Origin of the sequence: Candidatus Kapaibacterium sp. (assembly GCA_023957315.1) — a bacterium.
Classification (GTDB): Bacteria; Bacteroidota; Ignavibacteria; order Kapaibacteriales; family UBA2268; genus PGYU01.
Map to the genome: position 1 here is coordinate 36,052 of JAMLHE010000002.1, position 25,197 is coordinate 61,248.

Annotated in this window: 23 protein-coding genes; all 23 read right to left on the reverse strand. The window is 36.1% G+C overall.

The genetic code is table 11. From position 1 onward, the window contains the following. Window positions 1-84: 84 nt before the first annotated feature. The 23 genes from argH to M9949_02045 all read right to left on the reverse strand — a co-directional run bounded on the left by argH (window position 85) and on the right by M9949_02045 (window position 25,195). Entirely contained in the window at window positions 85-1,464 is a 1,380-nt protein-coding gene (gene argH / locus M9949_01935) for an argininosuccinate lyase (GenBank protein ID MCO5250164.1), read from the reverse strand. Between the two features lie 119 nt (window positions 1,465-1,583). Then, window positions 1,584-2,783, reverse strand: a complete 1,200-nt coding sequence (locus M9949_01940; protein MCO5250165.1) for an argininosuccinate synthase — start codon at window positions 2,781-2,783, stop codon at window positions 1,584-1,586. Window positions 2,784-2,971: 188 nt separating this feature from the next. Continuing rightward, window positions 2,972-3,247 (reverse strand): BrnA antitoxin family protein, encoded by a 276-nt coding sequence (locus M9949_01945; protein ID MCO5250166.1) that lies wholly within the window; start codon window positions 3,245-3,247, stop codon window positions 2,972-2,974. Further along, entirely contained in the window at window positions 3,225-3,527 is a 303-nt protein-coding gene (locus M9949_01950) for a BrnT family toxin (GenBank protein ID MCO5250167.1), read from the reverse strand. Before M9949_01950 ends, M9949_01945 begins: the two co-directional genes overlap by 23 nt. 133 nt (window positions 3,528-3,660) lie before the next feature. Beyond that, window positions 3,661-4,053: an SMI1/KNR4 family protein gene (locus M9949_01955; GenBank protein ID MCO5250168.1), complete on the reverse strand. Its 393-nt coding sequence runs from the start codon at window positions 4,051-4,053 to the stop codon at window positions 3,661-3,663. A gap of 21 nt (window positions 4,054-4,074) precedes the next feature. After that, window positions 4,075-4,545 carry a DMP19 family protein gene (locus tag M9949_01960; GenBank protein ID MCO5250169.1) on the reverse strand — a complete coding sequence of 157 codons (471 nt, stop codon included), beginning with the start codon at window positions 4,543-4,545 and terminating at the stop codon, window positions 4,075-4,077. 244 nt (window positions 4,546-4,789) lie between these two features. Then, on the reverse strand, window positions 4,790-6,001 hold the full coding sequence (gene argJ, locus M9949_01965; protein ID MCO5250170.1) for a bifunctional glutamate N-acetyltransferase/amino-acid acetyltransferase ArgJ: 1,212 nt from the start codon (window positions 5,999-6,001) through the stop codon (window positions 4,790-4,792). 38 nt (window positions 6,002-6,039) lie between these two features. Then, window positions 6,040-7,077, reverse strand: coding sequence for an N-acetyl-gamma-glutamyl-phosphate reductase (argC, locus tag M9949_01970; protein ID MCO5250171.1), 1,038 nt, complete (start codon window positions 7,075-7,077; stop codon window positions 6,040-6,042). Further along, the gene (locus tag M9949_01975) at window positions 7,070-8,266 is read right to left on the reverse strand and encodes an aspartate aminotransferase family protein (protein MCO5250172.1); all 1,197 of its coding nucleotides are present in this window, start codon (window positions 8,264-8,266) and stop codon (window positions 7,070-7,072) included. Before M9949_01975 ends, argC begins: the two co-directional genes overlap by 8 nt. 13 nt (window positions 8,267-8,279) lie before the next feature. Then, window positions 8,280-9,101 (reverse strand): acetylglutamate kinase, encoded by an 822-nt coding sequence (gene argB / locus M9949_01980; GenBank protein ID MCO5250173.1) that lies wholly within the window; start codon window positions 9,099-9,101, stop codon window positions 8,280-8,282. A 364-nt stretch (window positions 9,102-9,465) separates the two neighbouring features. After that, window positions 9,466-9,693 (reverse strand): hypothetical protein, encoded by a 228-nt coding sequence (locus tag M9949_01985; GenBank protein ID MCO5250174.1) that lies wholly within the window; start codon window positions 9,691-9,693, stop codon window positions 9,466-9,468. 210 nt (window positions 9,694-9,903) lie between these two features. Beyond that, window positions 9,904-10,833 carry an OmpA family protein gene (locus tag M9949_01990; GenBank protein MCO5250175.1) on the reverse strand — a complete coding sequence of 310 codons (930 nt, stop codon included), beginning with the start codon at window positions 10,831-10,833 and terminating at the stop codon, window positions 9,904-9,906. 165 nt (window positions 10,834-10,998) lie between these two features. Next, window positions 10,999-12,369 (reverse strand): hypothetical protein, encoded by a 1,371-nt coding sequence (locus tag M9949_01995; GenBank protein MCO5250176.1) that lies wholly within the window; start codon window positions 12,367-12,369, stop codon window positions 10,999-11,001. After that, the gene (locus M9949_02000) at window positions 12,366-13,754 is read right to left on the reverse strand and encodes an AAA family ATPase (GenBank protein ID MCO5250177.1); all 1,389 of its coding nucleotides are present in this window, start codon (window positions 13,752-13,754) and stop codon (window positions 12,366-12,368) included. The genes M9949_01995 and M9949_02000 overlap by 4 nt, the downstream gene beginning before the upstream one ends. A 118-nt stretch (window positions 13,755-13,872) precedes the next feature. Beyond that, on the reverse strand, window positions 13,873-14,754 hold the full coding sequence (locus M9949_02005) for a Fic family protein (GenBank protein ID MCO5250178.1): 882 nt from the start codon (window positions 14,752-14,754) through the stop codon (window positions 13,873-13,875). A gap of 209 nt (window positions 14,755-14,963) precedes the next feature. After that, complete coding sequence (locus M9949_02010; GenBank protein MCO5250179.1) at window positions 14,964-15,944, reverse strand: GDP-mannose 4,6-dehydratase; 981 nt, start codon at window positions 15,942-15,944, stop codon at window positions 14,964-14,966. Window positions 15,945-16,107: 163 nt separating this feature from the next. Beyond that, a complete protein-coding gene (locus M9949_02015) occupies window positions 16,108-16,509 on the reverse strand; it encodes a hypothetical protein (GenBank protein ID MCO5250180.1) in 402 nt (133 codons plus the stop codon). A gap of 33 nt (window positions 16,510-16,542) precedes the next feature. Then, window positions 16,543-17,064: a hypothetical protein gene (locus tag M9949_02020; GenBank protein MCO5250181.1), complete on the reverse strand. Its 522-nt coding sequence runs from the start codon at window positions 17,062-17,064 to the stop codon at window positions 16,543-16,545. A 253-nt stretch (window positions 17,065-17,317) separates the two neighbouring features. Next, window positions 17,318-18,025 (reverse strand): hypothetical protein, encoded by a 708-nt coding sequence (locus M9949_02025; GenBank protein MCO5250182.1) that lies wholly within the window; start codon window positions 18,023-18,025, stop codon window positions 17,318-17,320. A 211-nt stretch (window positions 18,026-18,236) separates the two neighbouring features. Continuing rightward, window positions 18,237-19,322 (reverse strand): beta-lactamase family protein, encoded by a 1,086-nt coding sequence (locus tag M9949_02030; protein ID MCO5250183.1) that lies wholly within the window; start codon window positions 19,320-19,322, stop codon window positions 18,237-18,239. Window positions 19,323-19,646: 324 nt separating this feature from the next. Then, window positions 19,647-20,810, reverse strand: a complete 1,164-nt coding sequence (locus tag M9949_02035; protein MCO5250184.1) for a hybrid sensor histidine kinase/response regulator — start codon at window positions 20,808-20,810, stop codon at window positions 19,647-19,649. A gap of 59 nt (window positions 20,811-20,869) precedes the next feature. Next, window positions 20,870-21,322, reverse strand: coding sequence for a response regulator (locus M9949_02040; GenBank protein MCO5250185.1), 453 nt, complete (start codon window positions 21,320-21,322; stop codon window positions 20,870-20,872). A gap of 42 nt (window positions 21,323-21,364) precedes the next feature. Beyond that, window positions 21,365-25,195: a PAS domain S-box protein gene (locus M9949_02045; protein ID MCO5250186.1), complete on the reverse strand. Its 3,831-nt coding sequence runs from the start codon at window positions 25,193-25,195 to the stop codon at window positions 21,365-21,367. Window positions 25,196-25,197 lie beyond the last annotated feature (2 nt).

A 25,197-nucleotide genomic window follows, 5' to 3' on the forward strand; every position in this document is an offset into this window, starting at 1 on the left:
ATCTTCAGCTTTTTCCTACTTTCCAAACCTTCATTAATCAGCAATTTCATCAATGATTGATAAGGAAAGTTGAAGTTTGAAAATTTAATCCTCAACGCTTAATAATAGTTTCCACCTATTTATTTCATCTTTTACAAAATTTGGATTTGGTGAACCAAAAGTTTTTTTGCGATAGAGGGCGCCTTCAACTTTAAATACTTCAATAGCAGTTTCATCAAAAATTGGATTGATTTTTTGTAACTGCTCTAATGAAAGTTGGTGCAATTTGGAATGATTTTCTTCGGCAAGTTTAACAACTTCGCCAACAATGTGATGTGATTCTCTAAACGGAATTCCTTTAACAACAAGCCATTCGGCAAGCTCGGTTGAAAAAATAAAATCGCCTTCTAATTCATTTACAAATCTGTTTTTGTTAACAGTAATCGTGCTAATCATTCCAATCATCATAGAAAGTGCTTGATAATAGTTGTTAAATGAATCAAAAACCGGCTCTTTATCTTCTTGCATATCACGATTATAGCTTAAAGGCAAACCTTTCATCATAGTGGAAACGGCTGTATAATTTCCATAAACTCTGCCTGTTTTACCTCTACTTAGTTCTGCCATATCGGGATTTTTCTTCTGTGGCATTAGTGAAGAGCCGGTTGTAAAAGAATCACCCAGTTTAATAAAATTAAACTCGGAAGTTGACCAGATAATTAACTCTTCTGAAAGGCGGCTTATATGCATCATTCCAATATTACATGAGTTTAAGAAATCGAGGACAAAATCCCTATCCGAAATTGCATCCAAAGCGTTTGAAGCGGGTTTGCTAAAATTCAATTTTTCGGAAGTTAAATTTCTATCAAGTGGAAGAGTTGAGCCAGCAAGAGCTCCACAACCAAGTGGTGAAATGTTGGTTTCCTCAAAAACAAATTTTAGGCGATTTTTATCCCTTTCGAGCATTTCAATATAAGCAAGCAGGTGAAATGCAAATGAAATTGGTTGGGCGCGTTGCATGTGAGTATATCCCGGCATTATGGTTTCTGTATGCAATTCACTCAAGTTAATTAGTGCTTTTTGAAAATTAGATATTTCCTCTATCAAATTAGAAATTGCTTTTTTAGTCCAAAGTCTAAATCCTGTTGCTATTTGGTCATTTCTGCTTCTTCCTGTATGAAGTTTACCGGCAATTTCGCCAATTAGTTCAAAAAGCTTTGCCTCAACTGCGGAGTGAACATCCTCAAACTCGAATTCTTCCGGTTTCCATTCATTATTATTATATAGTTTTAGGATAGAATTTAGTCCGTTTACAATTTTTATGGATTCATCTTCGGAAATAATATTTACGAAAGCCAGCATTTCTGCATGTGCAATGCTTACTTTAATATCTTCACCAATTAAATTTATATCAAATGAAAGCGATGAAGAAAATTCCATTGCATTATCATTTAGTTTATCTTTAAATCTTCCGCCCCAAAGCATAATTGTGTTTCCTTATTATTTTAGAAATAAAAAAAAAGATATTAAATACATGACAAAACACGGAGTAAACCCTCTTCTGTCCTAGTATCTAATATCTAATATCTTTCATTCATCTAAATTTATTTGTTTCTAACTTGACTAGCCGTTTTAAATGGTAATCCATAAAGATGAATAAACCCGATAGAAGCTACTTGGTCAAATCTATCTCCATCAGAGTATGTTGCCAATTCTTCATTGTAAAGACTAAACTCAGAATCTCTTGATAGCACTTTTAGAGTTCCTTTATAAAGTTCGATTTTAACATTTCCGGAAATATATTCTTGAGTTGAATCAACAAAAGCCATAAGTGAATTGAACAAAGGAGTGAACCATAATCCATCATAAATCATATTAGCTACTTGATTTGAAACACCTTGTTTATATCTAAATGTGTCCTTATCCATAACTAATTTTTCAAGTTCATGATGTGCTTTATGTAAAATGGTTGCTGCCGGTGCTTCATAAATTTCTCTTGATTTAATTCCAACAACTCTATTTTCAATAATGTCTAATCGACCAATTCCATGTTTTGAACCAAGTGTATTTAGTTCAACAACCAAATCAACCGGGGATTTAGTTTCTCCATTAATAGCAATAGGAATACCTTTTGCAAAAGAAATTGTAATTGTTTCAGATTCATCTGGTGCATTTTTAGGATCTGTAGTAATTTGATATGCATCTGCCGGAGGTGCCACAGTAGGATCTTCTAAAACACCGCATTCAATAGAAATTCCAAAAAGATTTTCATCTATAGAATAAGGTGATTCTTTTGTTGCTTGAACTGAAATGTTGTGTAGTTTGGCATATTCAATTTCTTGTTCTCTATTTTTGAACTCCCATGTTCTTAGTGGAGCTAAAATATTCAAATGTGGAGCAAGAGCCTGAATTCCTACCTCAAATCTTACTTGATCATTACCTTTACCAGTTGCGCCATGAGCAACTGTATCTGCACCTTCTTTTATTGCAACATCAACGAGCATTTTAGCAAGTAAAGGTCTGCCAATTGAACATCCCATTGGATATTCGTTTTCGTAAAGAGCCCCAGCTTTTAGTGCTCTAAAAGCGTACTCTTTAATAAACTCTTCTTTTAAATCTATAACGTGAACTTTTGAAGCGCCCGTTTTTAATGCTTTTTCTTCTAAGCCAACTAATTCGCTTTTCTGACCTAAATCTCCGGTAACAGCAATAATTTCAGCGTCATATTTTTCGCTTAACCATTTTACCATTACTGATGTATCAAGTCCACCGGAATAAGCAACAACAATTTTCTTTGGATTCAATATTTTCTCCATACGAGTCCACTTTAATAGACTCAATTAATAATGTGTTTTAAAATCATGTTTCTCTTATAGAATTATGAACATTCTATATAATGACAATTTGATTCAACAAGTATTTTATAACCTGCTTCTGCCATGGCGGATCTGTCGAATCAAAGCTGGCAACGACTCTTACTATTCGCCTACACTCATGTTGACATCTTCAGTTTTTTCCTTCTTTCCAAACCTTCATTAATCAGCAATTTCATCAATGATTGATAAGGAATATCCATTTTATTAGCTTCTTGCTTCAAGTGAACAATCATAGATTCGGGCAATCTAAGTGAAATGCTCTTAGCAGTCGGCTTAAGTTCAGCAAAATGCACCTTAATTGCTTTAGACCAATCCAAAAACTCGGTCGAATCATTTTTCGCCCAGAAATCCTGCTCTTCGGATTCGCTTTCAAATTTTGGAATATTTTTCATATTGACTTTTCTCCTTTTTATTCATATCTCTTGCCGAAATAACTCTAATTTTGTCATTTCTTAAAGTGAAAACTATAAACAAATCTCTCTTGTTATCAGTTCTACCAAGCGCGTAGAATCTGGACTCCTCATTAGAGTGCTTATCATCAAAATACAAAAGCACTGGCTCGTTGAAAAATACTTCCTCGCATTCCACCCAAAGCACCCCATGCTTTTGCCAATTTTTATCTCGATTAAAATCATCCCAATCGAAACCGTTTATGTTGCTCAAGTTCACCATAAGTATATTACGTATATATACACAATTTTATTTTATTCATGTAAAAAGAGATAAAGTTTCAAATTTCCCCACCAGTGATTAATCGAATTAAAGCGTTCTGTGTCTGTAAACTTTGACTTTCCCTAAATTGCAATTAACCAATCAAGTCTATATTTTCTGCTAGTTCATATATTTCACCGGTCTCATGTAACCAAATAAAAATATTGTCAGTCAATTTGCTTGGAACGCTTTTGTCCGGCAATAAAATCAATAAATCACCAAACCCATTCTCTCCAATAGCAACTGCGTCTGCCGGAAAATTATCCCACTCTTTGGCATTTGCGGTCTCAAGCTCAATATGATTACTTGTCCGGCTAATTCGTTTATGGTCTGTTTTGTCTAAAAATGGAAAAAGTGCCCACTTGTCATCGGTTTGAATCTCTCCACCGTTTTGGATTGTCATTTTAGATTTATACTTCTCCGGGAAACTAATTCCTAAGTTAATCTCTAACTCTTCGATAAATTTCAAGTCAAGTGGTAAAGGCATATATTATTTCTATTTATCAAGTTAGAAATTGTCTTTATTTTGTCTAATAAAATTAATATTCAACGTGTTCAAATCGTCTTCGTATGTAAAGAATTTTTGGTCAAGTTCTTCCCAAACTTCATTTGCTGTTTCTTCAATCTGTTCAACTAATTCAATTCTTTCTACCGAGTCTTGAGGAACAATTTTATTAGGAAACTGGTCAATAGCTTTTTGTAAAATGCCGGCAGTTGTGTTCGCACCAATTGTCCGCAATGAATGTACGGTCTGATGAGCAAAGCCGCCACTTGAGTTGATGAAATATTGATTAAACCCACCATTATTAACTTCTCTTTCTAAGCATTGATTATAGTAAAATTGTTTCTGCGGTCCGGACAACTTATCCATTGCGTCCCCATAAGAACAGAGGTCGGCAATGAAGTTGTCTAGTTCAATAATGCTGTCGTTCTTGTTATCCGCTACAAGTAACGTTTCTAAGTTTTCAATTCTTGTCATATAGTTTTTTATTTGTTATCTAAATGTTAAAAAATTGGTTGTATTAATTGCGTACCCAACTCTTTTATTTACCCCATTTCTCTAAAACTCACGCTACAAATATAGTGAAAAATTTAATATTCAAATTTGGACGAAATTGCAAGTAAGTACAAATCTTTGAATAGCCAACGATACCGACAATGTTTTTTGTCCGTTAGCAAGTTGTAAGTGGTTTATGCCTGTACTATGTTTATCATCTAAATAATCATGTAGTATAAACAGAATTAAACAAAACATAATCAGTTGTTAGGTCTGTTCCCCAGCCTTTTGCTTTCGCTTTACCTTCATTCATATCGATTTTTATTTTAATATGACTCTCTCGCAACAACTTTTTCATATAGTTTCTATCGAAATTTTCAGGCTTTCCTTTATCCAGAACTTTTATAATTTCTTCTTCTGAACCAAGATACAATTCAACATTTTCATAATTAAACGAAACATTAGCATTTCCTGCTGCAGAAATTATTCTGCCCCAATTGGGGTCTCTGCCAAACATAGCGGTTTTAACCAATGATGATGTTGAGATGGCACGAATTAATGTGCGAGCAATATATTCACTTTTTGCATTTACGATTTCGTATTCTATGTGTTTTGAAGCCCCTTCACCATCTGAAACAATTTGTTTGGCAAGATGAATCATCATTTCTTCAAGTTTCTTTTTGAAATTTTGATAACCGATATCTTTTTTTGTTTCTAATTTATTATTGTTTGCGAGTCCATTTGCTAAAACAACCACCATATCGTTCGTCGAAGTATCACCATCAACAGTAATCATATTAAAAGTTTTATCCACTGTTTCTTTTACCAGTTTTTGAAGTAAAGTTGAGTCTATCGAGACGTCACAGAGAATAAATGCCAGCATTGTAGCCATATTAGGATGTATCATTCCGGACCCCTTTGCAATTCCGCCCATATTAACTTCGTAACCGCCTACATCAAATTCTACAAATCCCTCTTTGGCAAAAGTGTCTGTAGTTAAAATTGCATTCGCAACAAAAGAGCCTGCATTAGAATTGGTTGAAAGTTTGTTAGCATTTTCTTTTATCCCCTTGATGATTTCTTCAGTAGGAAACGGCTCTCCGATAATCCCTGTTGATGATACTAAAACCATCTCTTTATCTATTCCTAATTCGTCAGCCAAAGTCTGAGCCATGGCTTCTGCCCCTTGCATTCCTTGTTCACCGGTAGCAGCATTGGCGTTACCGGAATTAATAACGATAGCTTGTGCTTTTCCATCTTTAATGTGTCTTTTCGATAAGGTAATTGGAGCTGCCACTACCTGGTTTTGAGTAAAAACTGCTGCTGCACTTGCAGGAACTTCCGAATAAATAATAGCTAAATCCCGTCTTAAAGATTTAACTCCGGTATGAGCTCCCCAGCATTTTATACCTCTGACGTTTGTAATATTTTTAATCATAATCTTCTCTTTATAAAATAAACACTATTTAACATTTCTTAAGGATTCATAGGTATTTGGATTAAACCGCTTTTTTCATCCAATCCAAAAATGATATTCATATTTTGTACAGCTTGTCCTGCTGCTCCTTTTACCAAATTGTCAATTACACTAACAATAATTATCATATTTGTTCTTTCGTCAAAACATAGATGAATATCACAATAATTTGTGCCTCTTACATCTTTTATTGCAGGAGCTTGATTTCGCATGCGTACAAATGGTTTGTCTTTGTAAAAACTTTCGTAAACATCGGTTAGTGTTTTTTTATTGAACGCTTTTTTCGGACGTAAATAAATAGTTGATAAAATGCCTCGGTCAACGGGTAGTAAATGTGGTGTAAACTGAACTATTGTTTCTTGCTTTGAGATATGCTCTAATGTGTTTTGAATTTCAATTGTATGCCTATGATTCATAATGCCATAAGCTCTAAAATTATCATTTACATTTGAAAATAAGTTAACAGGCTTCGATTTTATTCCTGCTCCGGTTACACCTGATTTAGAATCTACGATAATATAATTTGTTTCAACGTAGCCTTCTATAACTAAAGGTGCCGCTCCTAAAATTGCAGAAGTTGGAAAACATCCGGGATTTGCAATCAACTTTGCATTTTTTATTTCATCAGCAAACAATTCAGGAATTCCGAATACAGCATCATCGATGCCTTTAGGATAAATATGCTCCATTTTATACCATTCTTCATATACAACTTTCGGCTTTAGTCTAAAATCGCCCGAAAGGTCAATAATACTGAAAGGTTTATCGTGAAATTTTTTTACAAATTCCATGGAAACACCATGTGGTAATGCTAAAAAAACCAAATCTAAGTCGTAGTTCTCAATTTGATTTATTGATTGTAGCTCCTGTTCTTCAATTCCTTGAAAAAAAGGATGGACATCCGAGAAACGTTCACCTGCACGGCTTTCAGATGTTATCAAATGTATTTCCACATCAGGGTGATTTTTAAGTATTCGAACCAACTCTGAGCCGGTATAGCCTGTAGCGCCGATAATGCCTATTTTCTTTTTATCCATTTTCTTTTATCTCGATTAATGATTTCTTTAAAACTTCGACAATCACTTCTAAATCCGAAATACTTATATTTAACGGAGGTACAATTCGCAATACATTGCCTGCTGTAGCATTAGCTAAAACTCCATTTTCAAGCATCTTTGCTACCAATGGTTTGGTTTCAAAGTCAAATACAATACCAATCATTAAACCTATTCCTCTAATCTCCTTAATGTCCGGATTGTTTAGTTGCTTTATTTTGTCCTTGAACCAGTTTCCGTTTTCTTCAGCTTTAACGAGCAGTTTTTCAGTATCAATTATTTTTAAACAAGCTAATGAAGCAGCACAGGCAAGCGGATTACCACCAAAAGTGGTCCCGTGATCGCCAAAATCTATAGCAGAGGCGACTTTTTCATTAGATAAGATTGCTCCAATAGGCACACCACCACCCAATGCCTTTGCAAGAGCCATTATATCTGGCTTTACATCAAAATGCTCGTATGCAAACATTTTTCCGGTTCTTCCAATGCCACACTGTATTTCGTCGAAAATTAGAACAATATTTTGCCGGTTGCAAAAATCTCGCAATTCTTTTAGAAAAGTTGTATCAGCAATGTTAATGCCACCTTCTCCTTGTATGGGTTCAATTATAAATGCAGCCGTGTCTTGGTTAACTGCATTTTTTGCAACCTCAATATTATTAAAAGGAACTTGCTTAAAACCATTTGGAATTGGTTCAAAACCTTGCTGCATTTCCTTTTTCCCTGTTGCAGCGATTGTTGCGAGTGTACGCCCATGAAAAGCGCCTTCAAAAGAAATAATTTCTCCACCTCTTCCGATACTATGGGCATATTTTCTCGCAATTTTTATAGCTCCTTCTACAGATTCAGCTCCACTATTTGTAAAGAAAACGCGATCTAAACCGGATAACTCAACCAATTTTTTTGAAAGCTGCACCTGAGGAACGCTTAAGTAAAAATTTGAAATATGAATTAATTTCGTTGCCTGGTCTTGTATTGCTTTAACCAGTACAGGATGACTATGACCTATTGAATTCACTGCGATCCCACCTAAAGCATCAATATACTTCTTGCCTTCTACATCCCAAACATGGCTTCCATGACCTCGATCTAATGTTATTGGGTACCTTTTAAATGTTTTTAGATAATACTGATTGTCTAATTCTGTGTAATATTTATTGGTAGTTTCCATTATTCTCATCTTATTATTTATAAATTAAAGTTCCAAACTTATTTTCATCTAATGTTAATATTTGTTCGGGTTTAGTCCCATTTAGTATTTTGGCTGTTTTAGCCCCTTTATTAATAGCAATTTGGCAGGCTTCTATTTTGGGAATCATACCACCTTGAATGATTCCATCAGCTTTCAGTATTTCTAATTCTGCAAAGTTAATGGTCTTGATGATTGATTCCGGATTATCTTTGTCTCTTAATAACCCATCTACATCCGTCAACACAATAAATTGTTCTGCCTTTAATTCGCCTGCCAAGGTGCCTGCAAAAGTGTCACCATTTATGTTATATCCGATTCCATTTTCATCAGCAGCTATGCAAGCAATTACCGGAATAAAATCATTTTGAAGCAATAGGTCAATTAATACAGGGTTTATTTTGCTTACATCACCAACACGACCCAAATCAATAAGCTCTTCTTTTCCATTAACTATTTTGTTATGTTTACGTTTTTTTGCCATAATTGTTTTACCATCTATGCCCGATAACCCTACGGCTTTATGATTTAGTTTGTTAATCGTGTTTACCAAATCACTGTTAACTTTACCTTTAAGAACCATTTCAATATAATCGAAAGCTTGAGGTGTTGTCACTCTCAGACCATCTACAAACTCAGACTCAAGCTTTACTTCATTGAGCATTTTTTTTATAAAAGGACCACCACCATGTGAAATGATTACATTAAATCCATTTTTACATAATGCCACAATATTTTCTAAAAGTCTCACCTTCAGCGAATCGTTAGTCATGGCGTTCCCACCATATTTAAATACTATTAAAGGTTTTTTTTTCATGATTAATTTTGACATTTTCTGTTTTTGATTTGTTCTTAACGTTTTGAGGCAAAGAAATGTGTGGTTTTTTGAACACGAAACTGTCTGCCAAGCACTAAACTTGAGACGAGCCACAAAGCTCTTGATTTAACCACCACTTCACCTGTCATAAGTTGTATATGCTATTGTAGTGTCGTTATTCATTTTTCTTCCAAAATATCCACCAATTCTTGTTCTTAGTTTGATTATGTTCGAGTTTATGTTTCGTGTTTGTTAAAATTGTATCTTTTTCAATCCATTCACAATTTTCTCCCTTAGTCCATTTTAAATTAATTCCATCAAGAGTTATTTCTGCTCCTTGTCCGTTATCCAAATGCTCAACTAACTACTCTGTAAACCAAAATGATTCTCCTATATCTTCAAAATGCACATTCATCGCAAAATCTTCTCTGAGATTTCCAATGATTTCAAGGTCCATCATTGAAGACGTTGTTTGTCCATCCAATCTTCCTTCTAAGTCTTTTATGTAAATATTTATCAGGATGTATGCTAGTTTATTATGCAACATGACTAATTTATATCTACTTACTTTCAAAAAACTAAAAGCAAACATACTAAAATATCTCTTTATTAACAAATTTATATTCTCTACCAAAATTTCATTGTTACCGAGCAGAATAGCGAAGACTATGATTGGGATCGCGGATTTGATGAGTCAGGGGAAAGCCGGAGAGTGTAGTGGGTGCGAAAAGTAAGCGGGCTACTCAGATACGAAAATCACTGAAACCCGCTTACATAATTTCGGTTCTGTTAGCAATTATGATTACTGCTTTCTAATCTCGACACGTCTGTTTTTGGCTTTTCCGTCATCGGTGGAATTGTCAGCGACGGGTTTGAGTTGACCAAAGCCAACACTTTTGATGCGGTCTGATGCAATGCCCTTGCTGACGAGTGCAGTTTTTACACTTGCTGCACGCTGCTCGGATAGCTTTTGATTTGCCGTAGAGTTGCCGACGTTATCAGTATGTCCTTCGATGATAATATTCAATGCCGGATTGTCGCTGAGCATCATATACAATTCATCAACAATATCCTGCGAATCACTTTTGATAGCAGATTTCCCTGTTTCAAAGTTGATATATAGAGCCAGGGCTTCGCCGGCATTAATTTTGTCGAACATTTCGTTGGCTTGAATATCTTGAATCATAGCTTCTTTTTCAGCAATTACCATATCATACCCTTCGCCATCGCCGTTCATCTGAATGTAAACCCAAATTTCTTTGCTGTCACTGGCGAATTTAATAGTTTGCCCCCAATTTGTACAGCTATTGCCAAAGGGAATCGTGCCACCGTTGATATTTGACCCGCTAAACTCGTAGGTTCCTGTGCACCAACCTTGATATTCGCCTTGGATGACACCGCCCTTCTGCTTCGCCGCGTTCTGGAAATTACGGAAAATTTGCAAGCCCGAAGCAGCTTTTGCATCTTCAATCAAACTGTAATTAAATACCATAATTTTCCCTTCAATATTCTCCGATTTCATTAAGTTATCATTATCAGGGTTCGGAGCGCCCACAGGGAATTTCATAGAGCCAAATTCGACCTCGGCGCAGTCAAACAAATAATAGTTTGGCATTCGGTTGAACAGTGAATGGTCATTGCATCCGTCGGCATCATCTTGCGCTAGTAGATTACCACTCATTGCAATCATTATAGTTGCAATTACGATTAAATTCAAATAATTTGTTTTCATAGATTCCTAATGTTTATTTAAGTAATCAATTCCAAAAAATTCACTTTGCAAATATAGTGAAAAAAGTTAGATGTGCAAATTTATAGAGAGGGTGGAAGTGAGGAGAGAGTTTGGGAGAAGGAAGAAGCATGAATGCACTGAAGCGTTCCATTTGGGTAGGTGCTGTTACCGGGTCGTTGTTCTTCTCTCAAGCTCATTAAGTTCATTTGTTAGTAGTCGCTTTGCTTCATTGATGCTGTCTTTTTTTAATGGAATACCCATTACTAAAACCGTGTTTGTTACTTCGTTAATTCCGTTCTTATATTTTATTTTTTTCAATTCTAATTGGTCTGATGGATAACAAAGAAACCCATATTTAAAGTCTGTCTTACTAAAAGATGTATAGGCCATAATTTGGTGTAAATCGTGTCTGTGGTCGTCTTTCAGAGTTTCGCTATTGTCGAACTTGTTATAAAGATTTGATTTGTACTTAGCGTCTATGAATACTAAAAGGTTTTCCTTTTGATAAATAGCGTCTGGTTCAATGTGTTTTAGTTCCCAAGAATAATGCTTAGAAGTTCGTGAGTGGAATTTGAAATTTACAAATAATTTCCCTCCAGTCTCTTTAGCAACTGCTTTGAAAATATGTTGAACGAATTTTTCAAAAACATCTGAGAAGTCTACTCTCCATGCTGTACTGTCAACCAAATTAAAGTTTAGAATTTTATTAGCTTGTGCTTTACACGTTTTTACTGTTGGGCTGTCAGATGATTTGATAACAATATTATTTGTCGCTTTAGGTGTATGGTAATACAATTTTTCTTCAATGAAACTCAACTTTACACGGATTGTGTTTTTTATTCTTTGTGGCGTGTTGGATGAAAGCAACTCGTTCTTACAAATGTCAAATACATACCGTACTTCAGCATATTCGCTATGAAATTCACTTAAAATATTTTTTCGGGTTGGAAACCTTAAACGATTTTCAATTTTGTATTCGTTGTTGATGTATTTGTTCCAATTGATTTGTCCAGTGGGTTGGCTGGATATTTTTTCGATATTGTCAAACTTACGCCAAGGTCTTGAAAGTAATGCTTCAAGAGAAGCAATGAATTTCACTGCTTCTAAATATAACGGTGGTCGGAAGTTTTTACCAGAAGCAAGCGGTAAGCTGTCAATAACTTCCGGGCTTATTTCTGTTCCAAGTAAATTCAGAATTTCAATGTAATCTTCAAAACGGTCACACCCAGTAAACCTTGGCATTACAACAAAATCACCTATTTGCTTTCCGGTGTCAGATGCTCTAAGGGAATGGTACCGATGAAGCTGGAAGAACGAAAAGTCAATGAGGTATTTTGTCAGAGCCAATAATAGCTGTTGAACGCCTATGAACTTAAATTGTGATGAGTTATAGTCTATAAACTTTTGGATGTACTGGCCAATAATTCTTTTGTCAGCCGATTTAAACCATTTTTTTTGTAAAGCAATTCCACTTAACTGTCTTGATTGTTCAGTTAAGCAAGGCACTTCACAGAAAACATCTAATGGCTTGCTCATTCAAAAAGTGATTTGTTTATTCGAGTAGCGAAATAATTATTAAATTCTTCTTTGGTATTTCTAATCAACCCTTCTTGTAAATATTCTTTTATCAATGGGAATATTTCGTACTTGATACGGTTTGTCATTTCCTCTTCGCTGTCTGCAATAAAGTAACCTTGGCCCGGTTGCAATGACAATTCACTACTTGAAGCGTACCATTCAAATATTTCTTGAATTCTTGTAAAATCAACTTTGAAGAATTGTTTTGAAATAATGGCCTTAGGTTTTAATGTATACCAAGCAAATCGTCTACGTAACGCAAAGTCAACAACCGCCAAGCTTCTATCAGCAGTGTTCATTGTAGCGATTACAGTAAAGTTATTCGGGAGTTTGTTAATCTTGAAACCAGGAGAAATTTCAATTTCAACATTTGATTTGTCCATTTTGTGTTCAAACAAATAGAAAATGGGTCCTAAAACATTCGAAAGATTTGCTCTGTTTATTTCGTCAATTATCAAAAGAACTTTTTCATTCTCGTGTTCTTTCGCATACTTCAAAGCCTCGGTAAAACTTCCCAAATTTTCTTTGTAGCTAAGTTCTTTATTGTTTAAATCTGGGCGAATACCAAAAATAAAATCTGAAAAACTAGTCTCCGCGTGGAACTGGGTGAAAAATGTTTTTGCTTTAATTTTTTCTGCAACTTCTTTTGCTGTTCTTGTTTTCCCAGTCCCAGGAGGTCCTTGAAGTACAATATATTTTCTTTCGTTCAAAAGATTTTTTATTTCTTCTGCTTCATCAATTGCATCTGCCTTAACGAAAGGTTCCAAAGCTTCTGATATAGCCCTTCGGTGGTCTTTGTTTGATGACCAGTCTCTAAGTTTTGCATAACCTGCTACAAATGCTGCAATTGTTTTCTTGCCTTCTTCGCTTTCAGGGTCATCAACAATTTGGCAAGCTGGTAAAACTTTTGTGTAAGTCTTTATTGTGTTTTTTATGTGTTCTAAATCTAGGCTGCCAGTGATGGACTTTGGCAAACTTGTTTCTATGTCAGAAAAGTCCGATTTACAAAATCCTTTTTCATTAATAAGTTTAGAAAATAGTCGTCTTAGTCCGGGATAGGTTGCAAGCTCATAATCATTTTTAAAACCACTAGAACCAATACCCAAACAAACTAACCAAGGTTGATCTTGGTCGTTTGGAAATATAGTTAATGAAAAGTCGTGGAACGGTCCCGAAGCTTCTTCTTCTGGATGAATAAAACCAAAATATGCTCCATTGTCTTTTAAAGCTTCATGTCCAGTGTTGTTTCGTTCAACATAAGGTTTATTAAATTCGTTGTCAGTCTTGGCACCGAACTGTTCCGCTTTCTCTTTGATGAATTGTCTAATATTCTCTATGTTCATATTGTCTGTTTGAATGTCGTTTTACAATGCCCGGCAACTCGTTTATTTTCGCCATAAAGTTATTAATTACTTTACAAATCTAACCAAATATTACTGAATCTCCAAATCCATTCCCCCCTTACTCATTTTCTTCGTAGTAATAGGAATAGTCAATTCCTTTCATAAACATTTCGCGGTCGTTTATTTTGGTGGTTAAAGCGTTGTTCAACAGTTTTTTTAGAAGGCTATTGTTTGTTGGGCTATGCTTCATTGCGTTCATGTAATCATTTTTTGTGATTTTACTCCAATCTACACATTTTTTCAGGCGTTTTTTTAGGAGCAAATCTAACCATATTCGGGCGCTTCTGCCGTTACCTTCCATAAAAGGGTGGGCAATATTCATTTCTACATATTTTTCAAGGATTTCGTCAAAAGTAGTTTCGGGCATTGCATCAATTCGCTGCAATGTTTCGCCCAAAAATCGTGATATGGCAAATTGAAAGCCACCTTTTGAAATGTTTTTTTGCCTTATTTGTCCGGCAAAATCATACAAGCCACCAAACAAATAAGCGTGAATTTGTTGCAAACCCTTAGCTGTGCCAACTTCAATGCCGTCTATAAATGAACTTTCAAAGAGTGCATATGCTTTTGTTTTGCTTTTGCCGTCTATGCTTTCGTCGCTAAATGTAAACCATTCAATGAATCGGTTGGCTTTGGTACCCGGAAACGTTTTGCCCAAAGCAATAATGCCCTGATAATCCATCATATCCGCCAAACGCTCTTTGCCGTCGGGGGCAAGAAATTTCAACTGGGTAGTGACACTAACCACTTGACTGTTTTCTTTCTTTAATTTAGCTTTAAGATATTTCCAATAGTTACGGGTTTTGGTGTAGTCGTCTTGGTCGGTAAGTACTGCTACAATATCCAACACCGAAAACCACCACTTGGCGTTTTCTTCATCCCACACGGCTCGCACCTCGCGGTCATCAAAAAATCGTATGGAAATTTTTTCCTTACTCATGCACCTAACTCGTTTATTTTCATTCTAAAATTCAATTTGCAAATATAGTGAAAAAATTTAGATGTTCGAATTTGGGGGTGGGAATTGGAATTCTTACCCTAAAAGCATATGTTATAACAGAACCTGTGACCGTCAAGAACTATTGGAAACTCACAGGCAGAAGTGTAAACAGTACCTGTAAAGTTGAACTTTTTCATTCGCTATCGTTGTCATATTTTCTCTGTTTTAAACCATTCGTAAAACAATTTTATCCCCTTTTCAAGAGAAACTGACGGTTTATAATTTAGTAAGTTCTTAGCTTTTTCAATATCTGCGTGAGTTGTTTCCACATCGCCTTTCACAATCTCCTTTGTTACAAATTCAATCTTTCTGATTGGAATTGCTATTTTTATATAATCCAAAAGCAATAACAATGAAATAGGTTTATCGTTACCTATGTTTATGATTTCATAAATACTTTGATTTTGATTATCAAAGTATAAAACGGAATTGTAAAACGCTTCTACCACATTATCAATGTATGTGTAATCTCTTTTTGTTTCTCCATTTCCGTAAATCTCTATTGGTTTGTTTTGCGAAATCTGATTGAAAAACTTGTGAATTACTAAATCGGGTCGTTGATTTTTTCCATATACGCTAAACAATCTCAAATTGATAATATTCATTTTGAAATTAACGTGATAGCTGTAATTCAACAATTCTGCTGTTTTCTTAGAAACTGCATAGGGTGAAATTTGCTCGTTGCAAGAATCAGTTTCTTTTGATTTTCCGCTTTTGTTGCCGTAAACTGATGATGACGAAGCAAAAACAAGATTTTTTACTCCATACTTTTTCATTGCTTCAAGCAAAACAAGAGTTCCGTTTACATTGATGTCAAAATAATTATACGGATTAAAAATAGAATTTCTAACACCTGCTTTGGCAGCTAAATGAATTACAGTTCCAATTTTATTACTTTCAAAAATTGTATTCAAATGTTTTCCGTCCCGAATATCGCCTCTAATCAATTCAAAAGAATTATTGTTTAGCAATGATGTGATGTTGTTCAATTTTATTTCTTCCGAATAGAAATCATCAAAATTGTCTAAGCAGAAAACATTAAACTTTTGCTCTACCAAAAAATGACAAAGATTTGAGCCAATAAAACCTGCTCCACCGGTAACTAATATGTTTTTTATTTCCCTATTCATTGGTTCTCACTTGTGAATAGAGGAAATTACCTGATAAAAGTAATGTTGCTATAATTAATTTTGTCCTTTGTTTTATTGGCTGTGATGTTCATCAACCTATTATTTTACTCATACATCTCAGGGGTGAAACTCTTTTAATATTATTTTCATGGATAAATTCTTGTCAGTAAATCAACAAAGATGCAACAAGGACTATTAATCCAAAAATCCCTGTTGCAATATCAATTAACACGATTTTTTTGCCCTCTTTCTCCGCGAGCATCTCGGCTACCCACTTTTGAAATTTTTCATAATCGAAAATGAAAACGAGTGCTTTGATGGCTGTAAGCGAGAAAATAATAGTAATAACCATAGAATAAGCCACATCGGTAGTCAATTCTTTATACCATGTAAATGCGACCAACAGCAGCCCAACAATAGCCACAGGCACAATCCATTTGGGACGTTTTTTTGCGTAGGCTTTGGCGAGGAATTTGTTTTCGTCCCAAGGAATCAGGTGCATATAAAATGGTTTCAGCATAGCCGCCAAACCAAACACAATCCCTAAAATTTTAAAGTAACTCATTGTTAACTTGGTTTTTAATTGATTCTTGTGCTGCTACATACTTCCATTTGTCAGTTTAGCTCTCCACAAATCAATTGCTTCACTATTATCACCTTCTGCTGTTTCTATTCTAAAGTTCACAAGCTGTGTATTCATTTTATCAATGTATGACTGGATGATTTTACCGATTTTTCTCGTCGAACCGGCATTTATTTTCCTCTCATTAATTTCCTTTTCACATTCTTTAGCATAAAAGTGGGCTATATCATACTTAATCTGGGCATATTTCAGCAATTGCTCTGACATAAATTCAGGCTTGACCCAGGAAGAATCTCTTCGTATTCCCGCAACTGATTCAACAGTAATTGTTCCAAACCACAAACCTACATCTTTAGTAATGGTTACTATGGTTAGGTTTAATGTTAGTTTTGACGAATCACTAATATCAGGATTCATTCGGAAATCTGACCATTCCAATTGGCTTTTTGACAGATAAGTAATGGTATCACCTTCGACGGCTCCGGCAGTGCAAATAGCTGCCATGAATAAAACGATTAAGAAAAAGGACTTTTTCATTTTAACTCTTTTATTGGTTATAGTTCAAACTCAATTTCTATCTTAATTGCAGAGACTTTTTCTAAAATCACTGCCAATTCGTTTATTTCCACCATACCACAAAATTCACTTTGCAAATTTAAGGAAAAAATTGGGGATTTGCAAATTTTTTGGGGGGGGATGAGGAAGTGAGGAGAAAGTTTGGGAGAAGAGGGGAGATGGTTTAAGCATTTAGGCGGTGATTTTTGGGGGGGTACTGTTATGGGCAGGCATTCTATTCTGTTGTTCGTTGGTTTGCATAGTTTTCTATTCTTTTGTTTCTCGCCTTAATGAAGTTCAATACTCCATTTTTATAAGTCAGATAGTCATTAATTTCGGAAAATGTCGGTTTGGTTTTGAAGTTGTCGAATGGCAAGTAGAATTTTACTTTTTTGTTTTCGTCCACAAGGTCGTAGAGTAAAAAGAACTTGTAATATCCTTCAAAGCTTTCAAACAAATCAAAGAAGTTTTTATATCTCAATAACGTGTAGTAAAGCGGACTTTCTTGTCCTAAGTAAAAAAGTCGAATGCACTCCAATGTCAAGTCAAATCTGTCGTCAATTAAGCTATTTACTCCACGTGCTTGATTTATTGTATGTTTCCCGCCAACTCTATTGTTCGGGAAAAGTGTGTATGCTCCAATAGTCGAACCCGTGTCAAACAGCTCTTTTACTTCGTCTTGAATTTGTTGAGTCAGCCAAATCTTGCGTTTGTGATTTCTATATGAATGTGTAATTGCATCACTTCCTAATGAAAATTCTCCAAGTCCTGATTTATGGTATAAATAAGTTCCGCTTTTCTTGTCAGTTAGTTCAAATATATCCCCGTTAGGCAAAGGCTTATTCCACAGAAATTGGTGGTATGCTCGAAGTGTCGGACTTGTGCTATCCGGGTCTCCGCCATTTGCGTCTGTGTAAAAATTAAATGTTGTGTCAATTACCATTTATTAATTCCTTTTTGTCAACCGTTTTATTGTCGTTACGGTCGTCCTACGCTTGCCCATAACGTTTTGCAGCTACAAGAAGGTGGCGATTCGGGCGATTTCTGTTAAGTTACACAAAAGTTGAAGAGGGCTACAACCCTTGAATTTACTACTGTCCCCGCCATTTGCTATTTTACGTGTTGCAGGGAGTTTAATTATCATGATCTTAGCTTTATTTAATTTCCAGTAAAGGTTTAATAACTTTCTTTAGCATAAACCTCAATGCTTTAGAGGTATAGGATTTATCATTGAATGTACCTATAACATATGCTTCAGTTTGCGGATGGAAGAACATAAAGGCGCCGGTAACACCTACGCACCCCCAGCAAAAATACTTTTCAGGCATTAACAACGGAATGGCTTTAGGCTTCCAGACAGAATAGCCATAATCAAAGCCTATGGCAGGGAAACCCATTTTAATATCATCATAAATCATTTTATTCAAAGTAGCTTCTTTCACCAATTTGCCGTTAACCAAAGCTTTCATGAAAACCAGGTATTCGCTCAGTGGTGCCACTACGCCTCCTCCTGCATAATCAATCTTTGCCACTCTTTTATTCTCGATAAAATTGGTGTTGAAAAGATAGATATTCGCCGGAGGATATAGGGGTTTGTTTTTTGGTTCGGAATAACCGTTAATATAAGCATTCTCCATTTTCAAAGGCTCAAAAATCATTTCATGCACAGCTTCGTGAAAAGATTTTTTGGTGATATTTTCGATGATTAAACCCAGCAAATAATAATTTGTATCTGTATAAAAATGTTTTTGACCAGGCTTTCCAACAGGTTTAAGGTTTGTTTTTCCCCATTCCAGTGCTTGTCTCACCGTCATTTCAAGGTTTGGGTCGTTCATTATCTTTTTAAGTAATAGGAAAAAGACATCATTTAACCCCGATGTTTGTTTCAGTAAATTTTTGATGCTGATATCAGACGAGAAGTCTTTGCCCTTATAGACATGCAATGCACTCATCAGTTCTGTATCAAGGTATTTTGAAATTTTGTCCTCAAAAGATAGTAGCCCTTTATCGTGCAGCATACTTATGACAGTTGCTGTAAAGAGTTTGCCTACGGATGCAAGGTGGTTGGCTTGCTTCGGATTTGCCTGAAATTCTCCCGTCTTACCTTCCGAAATATTGATTTCAATTCCTAGCTTTTCGGAATGAACAAGCAGATAAGCATTCTTTACTTTTTTATCATTTTGTACTTGCTGCCTAAAATTGGACTCAATTTCCTCCTTGACTGTAGCTATGTTTTTCATTTATTTATATCTGATTTAAAATTATTGATATACAGGATATTTCCTAATTGCCCATACAACTCATTTATTTATGTACTCTCGATAAATGATACGCAAATCTAAGGAAATATTTCTTAATTTCAAAATTTATAGCGATTGCGAAAGCAAGACCGTCATGAAATTGACCAGTTACAACTACTTTTGATACGAGCTGAAATGCTCGGGAACGCACTATCTGCCAAATTATTTATACACCTTGTTATAGCCATGTGCTTTGTTATTAGTTATTTAATTGTCTGCCAAGCTTTCAGTGTCCATAAGCAGTTTGTGATATCTTTCATTTTCTTAGTTTTTTTCATTGAAGCCTTGTTTACTCATTACCGGTAACTCAAAGCATATTTTTGTTCCTTTTCCTAATTCACTTTCTATTTTGATATTCCCGTTATTTTTCTCCACAAACTCTTTGCAAAGTATCATCCCAAACCCACTGCCTTTTTCGTTGTTAGTTCCAAGTGTGGTAAATCCTGCGGTGATGTCAAAAATTTTATTGATGTCATCTTCTTTTATTCCCACTCCTGTATCTTCAACAGAAATAATCACTCCTCCATTTGTTGTTTTTTCTGATTTTATAGTGACAGTTCCGTTTTGAGGTGTAAATTTTACAGCATTGGTTAACAGGTTACGCATAACCGTTGCAATCATATCTGTGTCGGCATAAAATGAGAGATTATCTGAAGTTAGATTGCTGATGGTGATATTTTTTTGGGCTGCCATTGGCCAAATAGGTTCCATTGAATTATCGACAAAAGTTTTCAGCATTGCTATTTTTGGATATATTTTTTTCTCATCCGATTGCAAGCGTGCCCAATCGAGGAGTGTTTCCATTAATTCCACCGCAATGTTTCCACTGTTTAGGCATGAGTTCATTGCCTGCTTTCTCATTTCATCATCAAAATCATTATAATCTTCAACCAGTAATTTAAGAAAAGAAACAACAGTTTTTACCGGTCCCCTTAAATCGTGGGAAATTAAAGCGATTAAACGTTCTTTGGCATGGTTGGTCTCCATTAATTGGGCGTTTATCCTCACCATCTCCGCATCTTTTTCCTTTAATTGCAGCAGGATATTGTTTCGCTCAATTGCATGCATAATTGAATCTGTAATTAAACGGGTATTGTTTAATCCTTTAACAATATAGTTTTGTGCTCCCATATTAATTGCTTTCCGACCTGTGTCATCATCGTCAAGCCCTGTAATAACCACAATAGGAAGATGCTTGACCTTTTCAACCATTTTTTCTACAGCTTCCAGCCCCTGGCTGTCGGGTAACCCAAGATCCAGCAGAACAATATCAACATCATCTTTTTCTACCAGTTCAAGACCGGCCTTTAATGTATCTGCAATAGAAATGCTAAAAGTGAATCGTTTGCTTTCCAGCAAAAGTTCTTCAATCAGCATTGCATCACCGGGATTGTCTTCTATCAATAGAATTTTGAGATTTTTCTTCATTTTTTTATTTTGGTTACCTTGGTCTATAAATATTATAATTATTAGCTTTACTTGCCATTTTATTTTTTGGGCAGCGTCACAATGCTTATCCAGAAGTTTTCGATGGAGTTAACCACTTCAATAAACTTATCGAGGTCGAGTGGTTTGGAGATATAACAGTTCGCATGAAGGTTATAAGTTTTCAAAATATCCTCCTCCGCTCTCGATGTTGTGAGGATGACAATTGGAATGCTTCTTAGATCTTCGTCTTCTTTTACAATTTTCAGCACTTCACGCCCGTCCACTTTGGGCATATTCAAATCGAGCAGAATTAAATCAGGACGTGGCACATCCTGGTATTTTCCTTTTTTGTAAAGAAAATCCAGAGCTTCCTGTCCGTCAACAACAACGTGCAACTGGTTTTTCAGTTTGCTCTCTTCCAGAGCCTCTTTAGCTAAATCCGCATCTCCCGGGCTATCCTCAGCGAGCAGGATGTCAATCGGTTTTAGTTCTTCAATTTTTTTGTCATTCATGATAATTCCCTTTTAATGGTTTATGATTATATCTCATTCAATTTAATTTTTTAGTGTAAAGAAAAATGTTGTTCCCTTGTTTTCTTCCGATTCAAACCAAATTTCGCCTTCGTGCCGCTGAACAATCCTTTTACAAATAGCCAATCCGATTCCGGTACCTTTATATTGAGCAGCACCGTGTAGGCGTTGGAAAATAACGAATACTTTCTCATTGAATTTTTCATCAATACCAATCCCGTTGTCTTTAATGCTGAACAACCACTTCTCTTTTTGCTTTTGGGCATTAATTTCTATAAGCGGTTTCTCATCGGGCTTGCTGAATTTTAAGGCATTGCCGATAAGGTTCAGGAATAAGCGCTCGATTTGCGAGGAATCGGCATTAATTAGCGGTAAATTTCCAATTTTAATTTGGGCGCCGGTTTCATCTATCCGCGCATGAAGGTTTTTTAAGGCATTTTTCACCACCTCATTGGTATCGGTTTGGGTGAATTCATCGCCGCGGGTGGAGATGCGCGAAAAGTCGAGCAGGTCGTTAATCAGATTTTGCATACGGTTGGCGCCGTCCACTGCATAATAAATGTATTTATCAGCGCGTTCGTCCAATTGTCCTTTGTAGCGGCGCTGGAGCAATTGGGTATAACTTGCAACCATGCGCAGCGGCTCTTGCAAATCGTGCGATGCCACATAAGCGAAACGTTCCAGTTCTTCGTTGGAGCGCCGGAGGTTTTCTATCGAAACTTTTAGTTGTTCCTGTGCCTTTTCTTTTTCTTTTTCGATTTTTTTACGCTGCGAAATATCGAGGGCAACACCCAATAAATGCGGTTTTCCTTCAATTTCAATGGTACGTCCGGTAAAGTAGAATGGGGTGGGGGTTTTGCCTTTCACCATCAAATCTCCCTCAACGGAAGATTCTCCTTCTTTAAACACAGACTCAATGGAATTGGTGATTATATCTTTATGGTAATCGGCGAAATAATCGAGTGGCGATTTTTCGGCTATTTCCTGAGGAGAGAACCCTGAAAGTTCCTCCAGCATTTTGTTCCATTTGATGAATTTCCCATTTTCGTTGAACAGGTAAAATATACCGGGCAGTGCATTGACAACCGTTTCGCTAAACTCTTTTTCACGAATAATGGCTTCTTCTGCTTTTCGTTGTTCGGTAACATCGATAAAAGTTGCCAGAACATCCTTTCCGAATGTAATACCGGAAATAATTATTTGCCTGACTTCTCCGTTTTTGCAAGTTACATTGTAAACATCCGATTTAATGTCGGTTCCATTTTCGATGGAATACTGAACTGCCTCATCCCAGTTTTTCAGGACCCATTCGCGGTACTTTTTATCAGGATAGGCTTTTTCCCACCATTGGTCAATGCTTGGGATATCTTCGAGAGAATAACCTAAATGGTTTTTGAAGCGATTGTTTATGGATTCCATTTTGCCGTCTTCCTTAACATGAGCAAGTGGGATGGAAACTGAATTAAAGAGGTTGCGGAATTTTTCTTCGCTCTTTATTAGCTTTTGTTCAGATTCGACAGCTTCCGTTACATCAAAAACCGAGGACTGAAAGCCAATTTTTTTACCATTGGAATTGTACAAAATGCTTGCATTGGCCTGAGCAATAAATGTAGATCCGTCTTTTTTCAATGCGGTAAAAGTGCCCTGCCATTTTCCTTCAGTAGTTAACCCTGCGAGAATTTTTCCGGCTTCTTCTTCATATTTAATAAAAATTGGAATGGGTTGTCCCAGTACTTCATCTTCTGATTTGTATCCCCAAATATTTAAAAATGATTGGTTTACACTGGTTAAATTCCCTGCAAGATCGGCAGTACTATTAGCTGCAACAGAAGATTCATAAACAAGATTTTTTAATATCAATTCATTTTCCTGCTGTTTTTTCTCGCTTACATCACGAATAACTGCCAGCATGTGTACTTGGTTATTGAAGTTTATAAGCGAACCGTGAAATTCGGTGAAAAAGGTGGTTTGGTCTTTTCGCACATCCTCTGTCTCGCCCTCATAAAATCCTTTATCCTGAATATCTTTAATGAATTCTGAAAATTTATAATGGTGGTCGGGGTGTATTAATTCGGTAGCTGTTTTGCCAATCATTTCATCGTATGCATACCCGTACATTTTACATGCAGAAGGATTTGCCTCAACTATTTTGCCCTCCATGCTGGCAATGATAAAGGCATCGGTTGCCGATTCAAAAATGGAACGATGTTTCTCCTCGCTTTGCTTCAGTTTTTGCTGCCCCTCCACCAACTTCGATATATCGTGGAAAATACCGAGTATATAGGGTTTTTTTTCAATTTCGACCATGGAGGCTTTTATTTGCACCTGTTTCCGTTTGCCCGTTTTGGTCATTACTTCGGAATTTACTGAAACGTTGGGTTGCCCCTGTAGTTTATTGAATTTTTCAACCTGCTCCTGCATGATATCTTCCGGATGCAGTTTCGATTGGTGCAATCCGATCAATTCGTCGCGGCTCATCTCCATCAATCGTTCGGCAGCAGGATTTACATCGTGCACCAGTCCGGTTAATGGGTCAGCAATTAGTATTGCGCTCGGGTCGTTTTCAAACAGCCCTTTAAATTTTTTCTCACTTTGCTTAATGAGTTCTTCTGCTTCTTTTTGCGCTGTTATATCGGTATGCGCGCCAAACATGCGGGTTACATTTCCCTTTTCATCTTTTACTGATGCAGCTTCATTGTGAATCCACACGTAATAGCCTGCCTTATGCCGGAACCGGAATTCGACGATAAATTTTTCGCTTGGATTTTTCAGGTAATCGTCCACTGCTTTTAGCATGCGCTCTTTGTCTTCAGGATGAAGGAGTTTTACCCAATTACCGAAATCATTTTCCAATTCTTCGTCGCGGTATCCCACCTGCATTTTCCAGACGGGTGAAAAATAGACTACATTATTAAAAACATCCCAGTCCCACAAACCATGGCTGGTGGCTTCGTTTACTAGACTAAAGCGTTCTTCGCTTTCCATTAACTGCTTTTGTTTTTCTTCTATGATTTGTAGTGCTTCATTTTTTTCATTATTGATAGTTTGAATTCGCAAGAATAAGTAACCCAAAAAAGCCAAAAATGCAATTAAACGGATAATGTGCCACAACCACCAACTGTCGGACCATGCCTCCGAATACTGAAAAGTAAAACCTACAATGGCAGAAGAGACAGCCGTAAAAAGAAGAAGGAGTACTCCCAGATTTTTTTCCTGAATGTAAATGCTTATTATTTTAATAGCACTTATTAGAAAGAACAATCCTGCTATTAAATTTATCCGGTTGGCAGTTGGGGTAAACACATTGTTGTGAACCATCTCAGGAAATATATCCTGGTTAAGCAAGGATATAATGCCCAGCAAAATCGTGATGCTACCAACCACAAGCAATAACTTAGATTTGACTTTATCTGCATTTATTTTCCACGGAAGAACAAACAAGGCAAAGAAGAAACCGCCTGCCAACAAGGCAATGCTATGGGTGAAAACAAATCCGTGGCTTATTTTATAAAAGGAATGAAACAAGTCGCAAAGTCCCATAGCTAAAAAACCGGCAGAAAGGAATATATAAGAGGACTTATATTTCCCAAATAACACCTGCAAAGGCATAAATGCAACCAATATGGCTGCTATTGCTCCCACCGCTTCAATTGATGAATGTAATGGATAATCGACAACATCTGTATAATTCCAGAAAAGTTGCGGCAATAAAATATTAACAATCGAAAAAGAAATTAAAATAAGCAGCAGCGCAAGCAGCAAATAGTGCACCCATCCGAATGCCTTGATTTGGTCTTCAGTAATTATGACAGGATTATCCTTTGGGGTGATGGCTTTTGTATTGCTGTCTTTCATGT

What these genes read in the sequence shown, in the direction of transcription:
- argH (MCO5250164.1), bottom strand. Translation starts at nt 1,464, where the DNA reads ATGCTTTGGGGCGGAAGATTTAAAGATAAACTAAATGATAATGCAATG.
- M9949_01945 (MCO5250166.1), bottom strand. Translation starts at nt 3,247, where the DNA reads ATGAAAAATATTCCAAAATTTGAAAGCGAATCCGAAGAGCAGGATTTC.
- M9949_01950 (MCO5250167.1), bottom strand. Translation starts at nt 3,527, where the DNA reads ATGGTGAACTTGAGCAACATAAACGGTTTCGATTGGGATGATTTTAAT.
- M9949_01955 (MCO5250168.1), bottom strand. Translation starts at nt 4,053, where the DNA reads ATGCCTTTACCACTTGACTTGAAATTTATCGAAGAGTTAGAGATTAAC.
- M9949_01960 (MCO5250169.1), bottom strand. Translation starts at nt 4,545, where the DNA reads ATGACAAGAATTGAAAACTTAGAAACGTTACTTGTAGCGGATAACAAG.
- argJ (MCO5250170.1), bottom strand. Translation starts at nt 6,001, where the DNA reads ATGATTAAAAATATTACAAACGTCAGAGGTATAAAATGCTGGGGAGCT.
- argC (MCO5250171.1), bottom strand. Translation starts at nt 7,077, where the DNA reads ATGGATAAAAAGAAAATAGGCATTATCGGCGCTACAGGCTATACCGGC.
- M9949_01975 (MCO5250172.1), bottom strand. Translation starts at nt 8,266, where the DNA reads ATGGAAACTACCAATAAATATTACACAGAATTAGACAATCAGTATTAT.
- argB (MCO5250173.1), bottom strand. Translation starts at nt 9,101, where the DNA reads ATGAAAAAAAAACCTTTAATAGTATTTAAATATGGTGGGAACGCCATG.
- M9949_01985 (MCO5250174.1), bottom strand. Translation starts at nt 9,693, where the DNA reads ATGTTTGCTTTTAGTTTTTTGAAAGTAAGTAGATATAAATTAGTCATG.
- M9949_01990 (MCO5250175.1), bottom strand. Translation starts at nt 10,833, where the DNA reads ATGAAAACAAATTATTTGAATTTAATCGTAATTGCAACTATAATGATT.
- M9949_01995 (MCO5250176.1), bottom strand. Translation starts at nt 12,369, where the DNA reads ATGAGCAAGCCATTAGATGTTTTCTGTGAAGTGCCTTGCTTAACTGAA.
- M9949_02000 (MCO5250177.1), bottom strand. Translation starts at nt 13,754, where the DNA reads ATGAACATAGAGAATATTAGACAATTCATCAAAGAGAAAGCGGAACAG.
- M9949_02005 (MCO5250178.1), bottom strand. Translation starts at nt 14,754, where the DNA reads ATGAGTAAGGAAAAAATTTCCATACGATTTTTTGATGACCGCGAGGTG.
- M9949_02010 (MCO5250179.1), bottom strand. Translation starts at nt 15,944, where the DNA reads ATGAATAGGGAAATAAAAAACATATTAGTTACCGGTGGAGCAGGTTTT.
- M9949_02015 (MCO5250180.1), bottom strand. Translation starts at nt 16,509, where the DNA reads ATGAGTTACTTTAAAATTTTAGGGATTGTGTTTGGTTTGGCGGCTATG.
- M9949_02020 (MCO5250181.1), bottom strand. Translation starts at nt 17,064, where the DNA reads ATGAAAAAGTCCTTTTTCTTAATCGTTTTATTCATGGCAGCTATTTGC.
- M9949_02025 (MCO5250182.1), bottom strand. Translation starts at nt 18,025, where the DNA reads ATGGTAATTGACACAACATTTAATTTTTACACAGACGCAAATGGCGGA.
- M9949_02030 (MCO5250183.1), bottom strand. Translation starts at nt 19,322, where the DNA reads ATGAAAAACATAGCTACAGTCAAGGAGGAAATTGAGTCCAATTTTAGG.
- M9949_02035 (MCO5250184.1), bottom strand. Translation starts at nt 20,810, where the DNA reads ATGAAGAAAAATCTCAAAATTCTATTGATAGAAGACAATCCCGGTGAT.
- M9949_02040 (MCO5250185.1), bottom strand. Translation starts at nt 21,322, where the DNA reads ATGAATGACAAAAAAATTGAAGAACTAAAACCGATTGACATCCTGCTC.
- M9949_02045 (MCO5250186.1), bottom strand. Translation starts at nt 25,195, where the DNA reads ATGAAAGACAGCAATACAAAAGCCATCACCCCAAAGGATAATCCTGTC.